Raw genomic sequence first — 15,342 nt, forward strand, 5'->3', positions numbered from 1 at the left:
ACCCGTAACACGCGACTCAGAACACGCAACCACAGACAGCGAAAAATCATGAGCAACTCAAACGATCAGGAGCTACCGCTGGTTCAGCATTTAATTGAACTGCGCAACCGCCTGCTCAAAGCTCTGCTCGTGATCGGCGTAGTCTGTGCCTGCTTGCTGCCCTTCGCCAGTGAAATTTATCAGTTTGTCTCGGCGCCGCTGCAAGCTTATTTGCCCGACAACAACAGCATGATCGCCACAGATGTGGCCTCGCCTTTTCTGACCCCGTTTAAACTGACGCTGTTTACCGCCTTTATTGTGAGCGTGCCCTTTGTGCTCTATCAAATATGGGCGTTTATAGCGCCGGGCTTATACCGACATGAAAAACGCCTGGCTTTACCCATTTTGGCTTCGTCGGTGATGTTGTTTTATCTGGGTATGGCTTTCGCGTATTTTGTGGTCTTTCCATTGATATTTGGTTTTTTCACGTCGGTGGGACCGGCCAATGTCGCCATCATGACCGACATAAGCCGCTATTTAGATTTTGTATTGAAGATATTTTTTGCCTTCGGCGTAGCCTTCGAAATACCCATCGCCACTATCTTATTGATACTCGCAGGCGTTATCTCTGCCGACGGCATGGCTCGCAAACGACCCTATGTCGTGGTGGGCTGTTTTATCATCGGCATGCTTCTCACCCCGCCCGATATCATTTCCCAAACTCTACTGGCCCTACCCATGTGGGTATTATTTGAAGCCGGTATATTCTTTGGTCGTATTTTGCAAAAAAAGCGCGAAAATCCAACATCCCCGTCATAGCAGAAGCTCACACTCTTTACGCTATACGTTGCGCAAACACCTCTGCCACTACGGCTCGATTTTCCACCCAGCGCTGCCATACCTGCTCGTGAAAATAAAACGCTACCGTATTAATAGCCGGCTCAATTAAAGCAACAGCACTGCCAATCAAAAGATCGCCGGTCAGGGCGTAGGTCACCAAAAAGGCGACGCTAAAGTGTAAAACGGCAAAAGTCATTGTCTTGGTCATATCAGTTCCTCCACCTCATTAAGCATTAAGCATTAATGCACTAAGGAAATAATAACCATTCTCAAGACGCTAGTTAAGACAATCAAACCTATAATCTTGATAGCTTAGAGCTATTCGCGACAAATATGTAAATGAGCCTATATGTCACAGTAACACTATAGACTTCCTATATTTGGTCGATAACGAATCAATCGCACACTGCGCCGAGTAAGACGACGTTGATGATATAGAACAGAGCGAAGGGCCGTTTAGAGCAATATTGTTATAAACAAACGCACATTTATTGCCTTTCTTGACTATTCTATAATCAGGGCGCGTCTTATATAGGCATAACCACAAAGGAAGTTAGCGTGTTTGGTTTAAAAATCTCCCATAAATTACTGCTTATTGTCGCTATTGCGCTGCTGGCCTTTGTTATTAGCCAGGGCTATTCACTATTTGTCGAACGCAACAATGCCGAGCGATTAGCCGAGGTGCAAGACAACCTCTACCCCTCACTGGAACTGACCACTATCAACTTAGGCACCTTGCTGTCGATGGAGCAGAATATTAACTCGGCCGTAACCACGGGCGATCCAGATATTTTGGAGCAAGCCCAAGAGCAGCGCGAGCTAATTTCAGACAATTTATATCGATTGGGTCAGCTGGGCACCGCTGGGGTCAATCAGGCCGAAAGCCAATTAACCAGCTGGTTTAATACCGCCACCGAAATTGCCACAGGCTTTATCAATGGTACGGTGGATTTCTCCAAGGTCGCTAACGATGCCAAACAAAATGCGCAGCGGTTGCAAACACTCAGGGCCTCGCTGGAGAGCATGAAAGCCAGCACCGAGAGAAGCTTTACCAACACCATTGCCGATACTCTGACCAGTGCATCCAGCGCGTCGCGTATCTCTCTAGCCATTGCCGTTATTGCCATCATAGTCTTGATAGTGATGAGCCTTATTATTGGCCGCTCTATCACCCGCAACTTAAATCAAGTCACCCAATCTTTGCACGACATGGCATCGGGCGAGGGGGACTTAACGTGCCGCATTGATTACCCAGGCCAAGATGAAATTCAGCCGCTGGCCGAAAACTTCAATCGCTTTGTCGAAAAGCTGCACAAGTCTTTCGGGGAAATTTTGCAAGACGTGCAGGCACTATCACAAGTATCCGCCCGGCTAACCGATACCAGCGGCAAGAATGTCAGCGAAATTAGCGCTCAGGCACAAGCCATTTCAGCCACTCGCAATGCCATTGAAGAGTTAATGAGCAGCGTGCAAGAAGTTGCTCAACTGTCCAGCAGTGGTTCGGAAAAAGCCACCGAAATTAATGCCACTGCCGCACAGGGCAAAGCCACCCTAAACAGAAATGTCGATACGATTACCGCTCTGGCCGAAGATGTAAAATCAACAGCCCTGGTGGTCAATAAGTTCGATACTTTCAGCACCGATGTCGGACAATTGCTCAACACCATTCAAACGGTGGCCGAACAGACCAATTTACTCGCCCTCAATGCCGCCATTGAAGCCGCCCGCGCCGGGGAGCACGGTCGGGGTTTTGCCGTGGTGGCCGATGAAGTACGTGATTTAGCAGTGAGAACCCGCCAGGCCACCGAAGAAATTCACTCGGTGATCAGTGAGCTGCAAAGCGTTTCACAAAGTGCGGTTGAGTCCATGGAAAACAGTGTAGACCGCGTCAATAGCGGTGTCGAAGCCACACAAGAATCAGAAGTAGCACTGGCAACCATTCTATCCAGCGTGCAAGAAATCAGTGCTTTTAACGATCAGATCGCCCGCGCCACACACGAACAAAGTTCGACGTTCGATCAGGTGCTACAACACGTGACCGACATCCATAAAAATACCGAAACCGTCACCGAAAGCACCGGTACTACGAATTCTATTTGTCAGGATATAGACAATATTTCCAAACGACTGGGAGATGTCGCCTCTCAGTTTAAGGTGTAATCATTATGCTTCTTAGGAGAGAGCTATGACCCTTAACCACCCTAAATTCTTGATTGCCAACGCGTGTATCGCAGGGCTCACTCTAGCCTGCGGTCAAGCTATGGCCGACGATCAAGCCCGTTTAGATAACCTGGAGCAACAGATTCAGGTGCTGCAGCAACAAGTGAACAAACCTATTCAAGAGCGTTTGCGTTTTAATGGTTTTATGAGCCTCGCCTATGGTGTTGCCAGTAACGACAGCGGTTTCGCCGGTTACACCGAAGACGGCACTTTTTCCAACGAAAGCTTGTTTGGCTTACAGGGCAGCTTCACGATCTCGGACACCACGGATATCACCATGCAATTGGTTGGCCGTGGCAATGATGAGTGGGATCCGAATTTTGAGTGGGCCTACATTAGCCACCAGTTTTCTCCCAATTTAAAAATGCGCGCCGGCAAAATGCGCCTGCCGCTTTTTATGTACTCCGACTCGCTCGAAGTGGGTTACGCACAGCCATGGGGCCGCCCACCGATTGATGTTTACGGCGGCATTCCCATTACCAGCTATACCGGGGTTGACGCACTGTACGATATAAATTTCGACACATCGACTCTAAGCCTACAGGGGTTTGGTGGCGAAACCGACGACAGTGTGGATATCGCCGGACAACTGGTTGATGTCAATGTTGACAACCTGTACGGCGGCGCTGTTAGCTGGACCGATTTTATTTGGACTGTGCGCAGTAACTATGCCACAGCAGAATTAGCGGTTAGTGGCGATACCTTTGACACTCATTTTTACGGTGTTGGCTTAAGCTTCAATAATGGCACCTGGCAAGTTATCTCCGAGCTGACCCGCTTTGAAGTGGATGGCCCGATTGTCGATAGCGACTCGGCCTATATTACCGTGGCCCGTACCTTTGGCAGCTTTAGCCCTTATGTAACACTCTCAGTAAAAGAGTCCATCGATGACGAAGAGCGCCCGCTTACCCGGGCACAAGTCACCACACCCGGCAGCCCGGTATATGGGTTAGTCGTCGCCTCAGACATTCAAAATATCGAGCGCACCTCGCAAAGTGTCGGCGTGCGTTGGGATGCAATGAGCAATATCGCGATTAAGTTTGACTTGAGCCGTGTATCTGGCTTCGGTGATACCGGAGGCAATTTAAATGGCAACATTGGCCCAGTGATTAATTATGACGATGCCGATATATTCTCGATTAAACTCGACGCAGCCTTTTAAGGGAGGATCAGCCATGAAATATTTTCTACTGACATTGTTGCTAGCATCCTCTGCGGCTCTAGCCGAGGTAGTGGTCATTGTGCACCCCTCCGGCCCCGACAGCATGGAGAAAAATCAGATACGCGACCTATACATTGGCCGCAGCAAACAACTGCCCGGCGGACAAACGGCCGACCCGATTGATCTTGCTCAGGGGCAGCAACTGCGCGATGAGTTCCACACCAAAGTCACTGGTCGCTCACAGGCTCAGCTCAATGCGTTTTGGTCTAAGCAGGTTTTTACCGGCAAGGGTCAGCCACCGCGTATGCTCGACTCTTCCGCCTCGGTAAAAGCGGCGGTAGCCAGCACACCAGGCGCGATTGGTTACATTGAAGCCAGCGAAGTAGACGGCAGCGTTAAGGTGACCTTCACCCCCTAGCCTCCTACAATGTAACAGTGCCATTAATAAAAACGGCGAGCCAATGCTCGCCGTTTTTATTTCCACGCAAAAACTTCCAGTTCCTGTTAACTTGCCTTCAGAGGTAATCCCCACCCCACTGCCAGAGTAAAAGAATTAACAACAAAAGTGATACCCCTTGCCAAAACCTGACCGGATTACGCTCAATAAACGGGCGCTGGGTTTGGCGTAAAAACTCTGGATTAGGGCGCTGTAAATCTAAGGCAAACTCGCTCAACTCGGCGTAGCGTTTGAGCGGTGTAATAGCGACTGCCCGCTTAAGCGTTTCATCCAACCAGCTAGGTAGATCTGGCCGGTGCGAAAGCAAGCTGGTGTATTTTAATCGCCTTTGCGCGGTCACTGAATGCGCCCTGGACACACTCGCACCATAGGGCAAATGGCCACCACTTAACATTTGATAGGCAATCACGCCCAGAGCAAAAATATCTGAGCGCTGGCTCGCTCTGGCCTGAATAAAGTATTCCGGCGCTGTGTATTGCGCCGTACCAACAATCTTTTGTGATGCTTGTGTTAACTCTTGCACACCGGCCACTCGCACCGCGCCAAAATCGATGATTTTTACCATGCCTTGATTATCGACCATGATATTCGCAGGTCTTAAATCCTGATGCAGCATCTCTTGCCGGTGAAAAGCCTGCACACCCCGTATTGCTTGCTCGAGTATATTCCGCACATCGACGGGGCTGGGCGAAGGGTGATCTTGCATCCACTGGGTCAATGTCTGACCTTCGATATACTCGCTCACTAAATATAAATATTGTCGAGCCCGAGTCGGCGTAACGCACCGCAACACATGGGCATTATCGATACGCTGTGCTATCCAATCTTCCGTTAAAAAACTTTCTAAATAAAGCGGATCAGTGCGCATTTCTTGCGATGGTGTTTTAATCACAACGCGCTCTTGCGTATCCATATCTTGCGCTAAAAACACATGACTGCGACTACTGATATAAAGCTCACGCAAAATTTTGTAGCCATCAAATTCCATGCGCGCTTGCAACCTAGGCGGCGGTCGCAATTGCGTGACTTGCTGCTGAACCTCAGACAACTGTCGTTCGGGAAGGTGTTCAATCTTTATCAATTGGGCACTGAGATTATCCTGACTACCACGCGAAAGCGCCAACTCGGTTAATGCCCGTGCCGCTGCATTCAAATCCGACTGCTCATCAATAGCACGGCTCACATCACCCGTCTCTATATATTCATACACCCCATCAGTGGCCAGAAAAAATATATCACCCACGGCTAAATCCCGCTCACAATAATCTAATTCAACATGATCATGAATGCCTAAAGCTTTAGTTAAATAACTGTTGTTGCGTGATTCATAGCGGCGGTGGTCTTGAGTTAACTGCTCTAGGGCACCGCTAGCAACCCGATAAACTCGACTGTCGCCACTGTGAAAAATATGTGCGCTGTGTGACTTAAGAATAAGAGCGGCAAAAGTGCAGACGTACCCTTTGTCTTTGTTATAGCGATGGGGGCTGTTATAGGTTTGGCCGTGCAGCCATGAGTTGGTTGCCTGCAGAACACGCACTGCCGACTTTTTTACCGACCAGGCCTCTGAAGTGCAATAGTAATCGGTAAGAAAACTGGTGACTGCCATATCGCTGGCGATCTGGCTGACATCGCTACTGCTGATGCCATCGGCAATCGCAACCACCACACCTTTATAGCCTAGTAACGGCTCTTTAGGTATGCAGGCACCCATCGCATCTTGATTAACCGACTTAGCCCCGGCGCACGTGTATTGGCCGAGGCTTATCTTTAATTGTTTTGGCATGCTAATAAGCGCTTACTGCATTCATCGGGCAAGCGCTTAAGCTCCTTATACAAGCTGCCTTTCAGGGCTGGTTTTAACGTGAGTTAGGTAGAGCGGTAAGCCCACCAATAAGAGGCCACCAGCCAAGTTCCCCAAAACCGTGGGCAATTCATTCCACAGCAGGTAGTCACTAACGGTAAAGTCGCCGCCCATAATCATTGAGAAGGGGAATAAGAACATATTAACGATTGAGTGTTCAAAGCCCATAAAGAAGAAGAGCATAATCGGCATCCACATGGCGACCATTTTACCGCCAGCCGAGCTGGAAATCATGGCACCCACAACACCCATGGATACCATCCAGTTACACAACATGCCGCGAATAAAGATAGTTAACCAACCGGTAACGCCGTGCGCCTGATAGCCTACCGTACGCGATTCGCCGATAGCACTAACTTTCGCCGCGAGTAAACCACCATCCACTTTGTACCCATAGGTCAAGATAAACGACATAAAAAAGGCGACCATCATAGCGCCGGCAAAGTTACCAATAAACACCAACCCCCAGTTGCGCATCACACCGGCGAAGCTAACGCCTGGGCGCTTATCCAACAACGCCAGTGGCACCAAGGTAAACACACCGGTTAACAGGTCGAACTTCATCAGATACAACATGATAAAACCCACTGGGAATAATAACGCCCCAACCAGTGGCGAGCCGGTTTTCACGGTAACGGTGATCGCAAACATGGCCGCCAGCGCCAAAATGGCACCAGCCATAATGGCCCGTATTAGCGTGTCTTTGGTGGACATAAATACTTTTTGTTCGCCCGAATCAACCATCTTGGTAACGAATTCGGAGGGTTCTATATAGGCCATTGTCTTTTCCTTAGAAGTTTGCTCAGAGTTGCAATGACGTTAGCAACGGCTATGCCAAGCTCCGAAAAAAACAGCCAACCTATTGTTATTATTAAATTTTGCTAACACGTCAGGCAGCTAACAGGCATATAAAAACGGCTTAATGGCACCAACTTAACGCACAATGCACCACCAAACGCCTCACTACTAACCCGACAATAATTTGAACCCAACCAATAAGCACCACTTTGGGGCTTGCGCGTGCACCAAAATATTTTACCAACCCAATATAGGGCAATCTCACTGGGATTAGCGCTCTAATGTGTAAATTAGATCCGCACTTTGAACCACCCCAGACTCTGCCTCAATTTGAAAATTATCGGATATAAAATAGGTCAGCCCTAAAGTCGAGACACTATCAAATAATCCGATGGCGTAATGAATGTAGATGTCTTTCGTCAAATACTTCCCCAGCCACAACTGACTGTTATCAACACTGTCTTCGGATTTGATGGTCAACTCATCCAGCCCAAATTTATTGGCAATGTCATCTGCCAAGAATTGGCCCTGCTTGACCCCCAATTTCGCTACTGCATTAATCAACATGCCTGCTTCACCCGATGAGGCAGAATTCAGTTTTTTGCCCGTGAACAACATCGACAACGCATTGCTTTCGGTTTGCTGAGGGCTGGAATAGATTTCAGTCGCTGGCTTTTGCAATGTGCCACCGATGACGATACCGACCTCTACATCCTCAACTTTGCGTGTAGCCGTGACGTTTAGCCCAGGGTTGTCCAGCGGACCTTGAAATGAGACCGTGCCTCGCTCAATAGCAAGCTGTTGACCATAAGCTTCGTATTTCCCATCGAGCACAACAATATCGCCTGTGGCGTAGAGTGCTCTTGTCGGCGTTTTATTTAAGGTTAACTTCCCTCCCAGCCCCGCTTTAAAACCGCTAGCCTCCACCTCAATTTCATCCCCAAGTGCAACTTGCAGGTTCATGTTAATAGGTAGACTCGAGCCTGTTGACGCCTCATCATCCAACACCACAACATCATTCGATACTTTAACCGCCCCCGTAGGCAGTGTCTTAATCACCGCTTTTGCTTTAGGAATAGTGGCAGAACCTTTGATGTTCACCGACTGCTCAGACGCGACAAGGGTGATGTCAGGGCTGACCCATAAATTTAATTCAGGCAACTGAACGACTTTGGCACGCTCGCCATTTAACTCGCCATCAATTTTCCAGTCACTGCCCAATGGATTTTCCACTTGAGCATGCAACTTCAAAGCCCCCTCACTAGGGCTGGCACTGGCATCGAGCATTAAACTATTTTGATCGCCGCGCAGACTGGCATTAACGGCTGATAACTGAATACCCAAGGGCGGCAAATCCATCGAGGCTTCGTTAAGATCAACAGTGAGTGCCAGCTCTGGCTGAGACAAAAGCCCGGTAAGGCTGGCGTCAACCATAAGCTCACCGCGCAAATTTCTCACCCCAGGGGCGAACGCCATAAAGGGTCGCAAGTTATCAACATTGGCATCCAACTGGGCCTCGACTTTACCCGAGGCCAGCTCATAATTAGCCAGAGCTTTAACCTCGGCAAAACCCTCCACCGTGGTTATTGCCTTAGCCGCTATGGAGGTGTCGTCGCCTTGAATATCAGCTCGAATTTGACCCAACTTATAACGCTCGGCCTTACCTTCACTGGCAACGTGAATTATTTCTGCCTCAAAAGAATCAACGTGGACACTCACTTGGTTCTCATCACCCAGCCAATCAACTTCACCAGCACCGTGCAGATACCCAGCTAGACTCATGTCTTTTTGTACCCAAGGGTCAAACAGCGATAGCGCCAAGCGCTCCAAATTGAAATGCGCTTTTATACCTGAGGCCGTCTGCCAGCTCCCTTCAAAGCAGGCGGCCAAAAGCTTGTTGTTGGCTTGAGTGTTAGCCGCATCACTGGCAGGTAGCATTTGCAAACATAAGGCTTCCAGTGATGCCTGGGTAGAAGAAAGCTCAATGGCGGCTGGTGCTGCTAGAGTGACATCTTCAACATAGGGAGAGCGCAAGCGCAAGGACTGCAAGTTACCAGCCCACTGAGATTGTTGCCACGCACCTTGCACACTGACCTGCAGCTGATTATCGAGATTGGTTTCCAGCTCTAGATCAAGTTGATGCTGACCGGCATCACCTTGCGCATTGAGTGATGCCGACTGTAACTTTCGACCATTTAAGTTAATGCCAAGGGCGCGAGCTTGCAGCCTCAAAGACTGAGCACTTACATCATCTGAGCCCGACTGCAACTGTAAAGACTCAACCGAATATCCCTGCCAACGAACATTTTCTGCATTGGCTTCACCGGTAAATGTTAGGCTGGGAAATGTTCCTGACAGCTGACCATTCGCTTGCAATTGACCGCCGAGGGCGGGGTCTATTTGAGCAAGCAATGGAGCGTTAATATTCCCCGTCAATTCAACAGTTTCCCCCCAAGCACCCTCAATATTCAATTGATTACCACCCAGAGATGCCATTAGGTTTTGTATCTGCCACTGGCCAGAAGCAAACTCAACCTGCCCTGCCCCCGCGACCATTAATGAGCGAAGCCGTCCCTCCAAATTTTCGATGTTGGCCGACATCGATAAGGCTTGCTCAGTCTTATGCCCTTGCGACTGCAAGGCAAACTGAATATTGCCCGGCCAGTCACTGACGTATACGCCGGGGTTTATATTTTCACCTTGCACGTTTAGTTGCCAACGAACGCCTTGCTGCCAACCTAGCTCGCCGGTTGCCGACAGCGACGCCTGCCCCAAGGACAACTCAAATAATTGCGCAGTCATTCGCTCAAGGTTACCGTTAGCGCTTACCTGCAGCTGCAATGGGTCGAGTTCGGGCAAGCTTGCATTAACATCGGCGTTTATTTGGTAGGCAGGCAGCCAGCCTTGCAGTTGAACCTCGCCCGCTATTAAGTCCGGTTGCTGCTCACCTAAGTCAATAATCGTTTGGGGTAGACGTTGTTCAGGCAAGCTCAACTGAGCTGCCAGCTCAGGATTAAATTCGATCTTATGTTGGCTCGCCGCCGTCATTAAATCGCCCGATAAATTGGCAACAAGCGGCATGCGGGTATTCACCGAATATTGTAAATTGCGCAGGTCACCACCGAGCGTTAGCTCTCCTTGCCAGATATTATTGTTCACAATCTCTGGCAGCTTTGAACGCCAAGACTCAACATCGGCGTCAAGCGATGGCAACTGCCACTCTAGGCTTGCATCCAAAGCATAGGGAAAGGCCAATTGAACACTCCCGTCCAACTGGATATGGCTCTTATCAATCTCGATACGCAATCGCCTGACGTCAAGCTCGCCGACGCCGTAACTTGCCTCAGCCGCGATATGATCAACCACAACAGCATCGGCCTCGGCACTTTGCACACTTAGCTCACGGACATTGAGTTGTTTTAAGATAACTTTAAACGGCAGGTCTGGTTCGGGCCATTGCGCACTAGGCTCAGACGACGACTCGGTTGCACTGAGTTTTATTGCCACACCATGGACATCGAGCTGATCGATATACAGTGCGCCCCAAAAAATTCTATTAGGATGCCAATCCAGCGTGAGCTTTTGCAGCGAAAGATCCAAGCCCGGCGTTTGATAACGAACATCGCTTAAGCGCACCCCTCGAATCAAAGCCCCACCTTGGTAGGTAAACTGTACACCGGTAAAGCTTTTCACCTGTGTTAACAACCAGTGTGTACCGAGCTCAGTCGCCAGCACAGAACCAATAATAAGCAGCGTCGACATTAAGAATAATGCAACACTCAGCAGGACACGCTTCAACCAACGTTTAATCATAAATCCGGCCCCACACTTAAGTGCAATCGCCAGCCTTTATGACCATCAAGTGCTTTGGCGATGTCCGCACGCACTGGCCCAACAGGAGACAACCAACGCACCCCCATCCCCACACCGCGATAGGACTCGACATAGCTTCCATAAAAAGCACTGCCTTCATCCACAAATGCCGCCAAGACAACATCACCATAAACTTTGCGGTCGTACTCAATTGAGCCCGTCAGCAAGCGCGAACCACCGATGACGATATCATCGTCGTTGAGCGGCCCCACATTTTTGTAGTCATAACCGCGAATACTGGCATCGCCACCAGCAAAGAAACGCTGCGATATAGGTAACTTCGAAAAATCATCAACCTCGGTTATGCCCCCATCAAGTCGGAATAACAACCGCCCCTCCCCCGCGGGCAATATAAATTTGAAGCGGCCAAATGCCTGTGCAAAGTTAGTGCTCGAACCCGTTGATTCACTGGCGCCTTTTAAGCGAACAAATACACTCCAGCCCCGCCGAGGGTACTTCACACTGTCAGTTGTTGTGGTGTAGGTGGTGCTAAACATAGGAATGATCAGCTCCGATGTCGTGATGGGGCCATCACCAAAATAGAATTCTTCTTCCTCTACGCTCAAGCCATAATGATTAAACCAATCGCTGTTATTCCAGCTAGAGTAATTGACGCCACTGGCCAAACGATTACTCACACTCTGATTAATATCCTCTTGGCTAAAACCGGTGTACAAGCGTAATGTCTGATAAGCTGGGCGCCACATCGGGATAGAGTAATCCACCTGATAAGTGGTAATCACCTCCGATGCATTTACATTAAGGTTTAAATGGTGACCTGCGTCGTTTATGTATCGATTTTCATAACCTAAACGCACTCTTGCCCCAGTGTCGGACGAATAACCGGCACCAACTAAATAGTGGTGTTTAGCGCCGGATTGCAAATCAATATTGATAGGTACTTTACCGTCGGCCAGCTCATCCAACTGCGGCTCTACAGCCACCGAAGAAAAATACTGACTGGCTTGAAACTCACTTTTTAAATCCACCAAGTCGCCGGACCGATACGCCTGGCCGGACTCTAAATTCACATAGCGGTCGATTAACGAGCGGCTGAGAATGTCGTGCGAAATAGAAATATCACCAATACGGTAGCGCGGGCCGGTGTCCAGCACCAGACTGACCCGGGCACTGTTATCCTGCTGAGACACCAGCGCTTGCGCACTAACAAACGAGGCATCGAAAAAGCCCTGCACGCTGGCCTGTTGCAACAAAGCACTTTTAAAACTTTCGTATTGGCCGTGATGGAAATAACCACCCTCCACCATAGGGTTGGATGCCAGCGCTCGCTGCATAGCAGCATTCGTTTTACCTTCACCTTCAAGCTGAGCCGTCACACTGGCATAAGTAACGCGCGGCCCGGGTGTCACCTCTACCTGCATCACCCAACAATCATCGGTTTGCTCAATCTGCATTTGAGACGTGAGCTGGTAATAGCCTAAAGCTCGGCCGGCATCCCGTATTTCTGTATCGGCTTGATTTGCGTAAGAGGCTAAACGCCAAGAGGTCGCCTCGCAGTCCTGCCCACTGATACCAAGATAAGCGTGGATATTATCGCGCAGCGATCCTTCGGCACCGGTCAATTCGAGAGAGGGGGTGGCGGCCAGAGCGCAGAGCGGCATCAAAAAAGCGAAAATCAAACTGCGGGAAAACGCTGGCGACATATAACTCCGAAACCCTGCTTATAAAAACGATAAATGGCGAGAGGCACTTGCAAGAGTTGCGCATTGCAGGCGAAATCCACACACTCACGACTGCCCGGGAAAACACGACGATAACACCTCGCCCAGCCGATAATACGTTGCACAACACAGGTAGGATCAACGCCAAACAGGGTTGCATGATAACACCCGGCCTCTGTCCTCGCCCAGCGCCGTATGATTGTTGGATCAGACCGCCCACTCAGAGTTCAATGCTTAAATAACAAAGTCCTCCTCATCCAGCGCCGCTACCGCTTGGTGATGTGACAAATAAACATTGCCAGTTAAAGCCGTTAAAAAGTGACTGCGCTGCAATCGATCCATCACCGGCCCCTTAACCTCAGACAAATGCAGCTTAATGCCGCCGTCCGCCAGCCGCTGGTTTATCGCCTCCAGCGACTCCAGCGCGCTTAAGTCCACCGCATTCACAGCGTTGCACTGCAAGATAACGTGGCGAATCTGCTGGTTGTCCGCCACCTTGCGATAAATCTGCTCTTCCAAAAAGCGAGCGTTGGCAAAAAACAAACTCTCATCGACCCGAATGGACAACACATGCGGCTGAGTAATCACCTGATGGCGCTCGACATTGCGATAATGCTCGGTGCCCGGCACCTGACCTACCACCGCCAAATGGGGACGCGAGGCTTTTATTAAGTAGACGCCTATGGAACTCAGCACACCGACACTTACCCCCCACTCCACGCCGGCCAACAAAGTGATCACAATGGTCGAGGCGACCGCGAGAAAGTCGGCCCGCGAAAAACGCCAGGCACGGCCTAAAATCGACAAATCCACCAGTGATAAAACCGCCACCACAATGGTGGCCGCCAGCGTGGCTTTAGGTAAAAAGTACAACGCGGGGGTTAAAAACAGCACCGCCAACGCCATCCCTAGTGCGGTAAAAATACCCGCCGCCGGGGTTTGTGCGCCGGCGTCAAAATTGACCACGGAACGGGAAAAGCCACCGGTAACCGGAAAGCCCTGACTGAGGCCGGCGGAGATATTAGCCGCCCCCAACGCCATTAATTCCTGGTCGGGATCGATGCGCTGGCGCCGCTTGGCCGCCAGTGTTTGTGCGACAGAAACCGACTCAACAAAACCGATTACCGCAATCAAGATGGCGGGCACAGCTAACTGCTGCCACAGTGCCCAATCCAGTTGCGGCCAACTCAGAGCAGGTAAGCGCGCGGGCACCTCACCCACCAGAGCCACCCCCTGGGAAGCCAAGTCAAACCATCGGGCACACACCACCCCGGCGACCACCGCAACCACTGGGCCGGTCTTGGCCAGTATGGCAGCACTGCGCGCGCTCAAACCCCACTTTTGCAGCAGTGGGGCGAGCGCTGCGCGCACCCAAAATAAAAACAATAAGGTTGCGCTTCCCAGCAACAACGTCGCCAAATTGATTTGATTTCGGGCCAGCCATAGCCCCTCCAGCAACTCCGGTAAGGTGTCACCGGCGACACTTGCCCCAAGCAAATGCTTCACCTGGCTCAAAGCAATCAGTATTCCCGAGGCCGTTATAAAGCCGGCAATCACAGGGTGAGATAAAAAATTGGCTAAAAAGCCCAACTTAAGCAAGCCCAATAACAATAAGAAGCCACCGCTGGCCAGAGCCAAGACAGCGGCCGCGGCAAGCTTTTGCTCAAGGCTAGCCAAGCCCAAACCACCCACTGCGGCTGCCGTCATCAGTGACACGACCGCTACGGGGCCCACAGCCATGGTGCGACTGGTGCCCAACAAACCGTAGCAAAGCAGTGGCAATAACGAGGCGTACAACCCCACCTCCGGCGGCAAACCCGCTAGCAGCGCATAGGCTAACGACTGCGGGATCAACATAACGGTGACAATACTGGCCGCCAGCATGTCATCCATCAGCGTCGCTTTGGTGTAGGTGCGCGACCAATCCAGAATCGGCAAATAATGCCCAATGGTTTGCAACAAGCCCCCCATTACGATTGCCGGCCCGGTGTTTTAGAGGCAGACACTTCTGCCGCTTCACACCCTGTAATGTCATCCCGATTAAACAAGGTCAGCACCTGGCTTAAGTCAAACCCTGCCCTCTGCCCCAGTTCTTCCAGCTCGCACTGATTAACACCTCGCAACAACTGGTCGATTGCCCATAAATGGCTACTGCGATTACCGGTGCGACAATAACCCAGCACCTTGCCCTTTGCACTGGCAATGATACGGCCAACACTAATAGCATCCTCGGCTTTAAATTGTCCGGGGGTTACGGGTACATAGTGCACAGTCAGGCCACAATCCGCTGCACTCGCCGCTATTTGTTCCGCACTTGGCTGCTCGTCAGACTCACCGTCCGGCCGATTGCAAATAACATCGCTGAAGCCCTGCCCAACCAAAGCGGCTAGGGTATTGCTGTCAATTTGACCACTGACAGCGAAGTCCGAACTCAGAAATTGATAGCTCATATGATGACGCCTTTTATGAT

General features: G+C 50.3%; 11 protein-coding genes. 4 read left to right on the forward strand and 7 right to left on the reverse strand.

What is annotated here, in order from left to right; translation table 11 throughout:
- The first annotated feature begins 48 nt into the window (after positions 1-48).
- On the forward strand, positions 49-798 hold the full coding sequence (gene tatC, locus Q4526_RS05780; RefSeq protein WP_215976024.1) for a twin-arginine translocase subunit TatC: 750 nt from the start codon (positions 49-51) through the stop codon (positions 796-798).
- A gap of 16 nt (positions 799-814) precedes the next feature.
- On the opposite strand, the gene Q4526_RS05785 is transcribed toward tatC, so the two are convergent.
- Complete coding sequence (locus Q4526_RS05785) at positions 815-1,027, reverse strand: DUF2061 domain-containing protein (protein ID WP_215975974.1); 213 nt, start codon at positions 1,025-1,027, stop codon at positions 815-817.
- Between the two features lie 350 nt (positions 1,028-1,377).
- Between Q4526_RS05785 and Q4526_RS05790 the strand changes: the two genes are divergently transcribed.
- The 3 genes from Q4526_RS05790 to Q4526_RS05800 are packed head-to-tail and all read left to right on the forward strand — an operon-like array spanning position 1,378 to position 4,619.
- Positions 1,378-2,979, forward strand: a complete 1,602-nt coding sequence (locus Q4526_RS05790; protein ID WP_215975975.1) for a methyl-accepting chemotaxis protein — start codon at positions 1,378-1,380, stop codon at positions 2,977-2,979.
- Positions 2,980-3,004: 25 nt separating this feature from the next.
- Positions 3,005-4,201, forward strand: coding sequence for a hypothetical protein (locus tag Q4526_RS05795; RefSeq protein WP_215975976.1), 1,197 nt, complete (start codon positions 3,005-3,007; stop codon positions 4,199-4,201).
- Positions 4,202-4,214: 13 nt separating this feature from the next.
- Complete coding sequence (locus Q4526_RS05800) at positions 4,215-4,619, forward strand: phosphate ABC transporter substrate-binding protein (protein WP_215975977.1); 405 nt, start codon at positions 4,215-4,217, stop codon at positions 4,617-4,619.
- Between the two features lie 97 nt (positions 4,620-4,716).
- Here Q4526_RS05800 and Q4526_RS05805 read toward each other — a convergent pair whose 3' ends face one another.
- From Q4526_RS05805 to Q4526_RS05830, 6 genes are all read right to left on the reverse strand, one after another.
- Positions 4,717-6,441: a bifunctional protein-serine/threonine kinase/phosphatase gene (locus tag Q4526_RS05805; protein WP_215975978.1), complete on the reverse strand. Its 1,725-nt coding sequence runs from the start codon at positions 6,439-6,441 to the stop codon at positions 4,717-4,719.
- 45 nt (positions 6,442-6,486) lie between these two features.
- Complete coding sequence (locus Q4526_RS05810; RefSeq protein ID WP_215975979.1) at positions 6,487-7,299, reverse strand: formate/nitrite transporter family protein; 813 nt, start codon at positions 7,297-7,299, stop codon at positions 6,487-6,489.
- A 288-nt stretch (positions 7,300-7,587) separates the two neighbouring features.
- A complete protein-coding gene (locus Q4526_RS05815; RefSeq protein WP_215975980.1) occupies positions 7,588-11,130 on the reverse strand; it encodes a translocation/assembly module TamB domain-containing protein in 3,543 nt (1,180 codons plus the stop codon).
- A complete protein-coding gene (locus Q4526_RS05820) occupies positions 11,127-12,854 on the reverse strand; it encodes an autotransporter assembly complex family protein (RefSeq protein ID WP_215975981.1) in 1,728 nt (575 codons plus the stop codon). Before Q4526_RS05820 ends, Q4526_RS05815 begins: the two co-directional genes overlap by 4 nt.
- Positions 12,855-13,106: 252 nt before the next feature.
- A complete protein-coding gene (locus Q4526_RS05825; RefSeq protein WP_215975982.1) occupies positions 13,107-14,843 on the reverse strand; it encodes a SulP family inorganic anion transporter in 1,737 nt (578 codons plus the stop codon).
- Positions 14,843-15,322, reverse strand: a complete 480-nt coding sequence (locus Q4526_RS05830; RefSeq protein WP_215975983.1) for a TIGR01244 family sulfur transferase — start codon at positions 15,320-15,322, stop codon at positions 14,843-14,845. Before Q4526_RS05830 ends, Q4526_RS05825 begins: the two co-directional genes overlap by 1 nt.
- Positions 15,323-15,342: the final 20 nt, after the last annotated feature.

This window comes from Gilvimarinus sp. 2_MG-2023 (assembly GCF_030547685.1).
Classification (GTDB): Bacteria; Pseudomonadota; Gammaproteobacteria; order Pseudomonadales; family Cellvibrionaceae; genus Gilvimarinus.

What these genes read in the sequence shown, in the direction of transcription:
- tatC (WP_215976024.1), top strand. Translation starts at nt 49, where the DNA reads ATGAGCAACTCAAACGATCAGGAGCTACCGCTGGTTCAGCATTTAATT.
- Q4526_RS05785 (WP_215975974.1), bottom strand. Translation starts at nt 1,027, where the DNA reads ATGACCAAGACAATGACTTTTGCCGTTTTACACTTTAGCGTCGCCTTT.
- Q4526_RS05795 (WP_215975976.1), top strand. Translation starts at nt 3,005, where the DNA reads ATGACCCTTAACCACCCTAAATTCTTGATTGCCAACGCGTGTATCGCA.
- Q4526_RS05800 (WP_215975977.1), top strand. Translation starts at nt 4,215, where the DNA reads ATGAAATATTTTCTACTGACATTGTTGCTAGCATCCTCTGCGGCTCTA.
- Q4526_RS05805 (WP_215975978.1), bottom strand. Translation starts at nt 6,441, where the DNA reads ATGCCAAAACAATTAAAGATAAGCCTCGGCCAATACACGTGCGCCGGG.
- Q4526_RS05810 (WP_215975979.1), bottom strand. Translation starts at nt 7,299, where the DNA reads ATGGCCTATATAGAACCCTCCGAATTCGTTACCAAGATGGTTGATTCG.
- Q4526_RS05815 (WP_215975980.1), bottom strand. Translation starts at nt 11,130, where the DNA reads ATGATTAAACGTTGGTTGAAGCGTGTCCTGCTGAGTGTTGCATTATTC.
- Q4526_RS05820 (WP_215975981.1), bottom strand. Translation starts at nt 12,854, where the DNA reads ATGTCGCCAGCGTTTTCCCGCAGTTTGATTTTCGCTTTTTTGATGCCG.
- Q4526_RS05825 (WP_215975982.1), bottom strand. Translation starts at nt 14,843, where the DNA reads ATGGGGGGCTTGTTGCAAACCATTGGGCATTATTTGCCGATTCTGGAT.
- Q4526_RS05830 (WP_215975983.1), bottom strand. Translation starts at nt 15,322, where the DNA reads ATGAGCTATCAATTTCTGAGTTCGGACTTCGCTGTCAGTGGTCAAATT.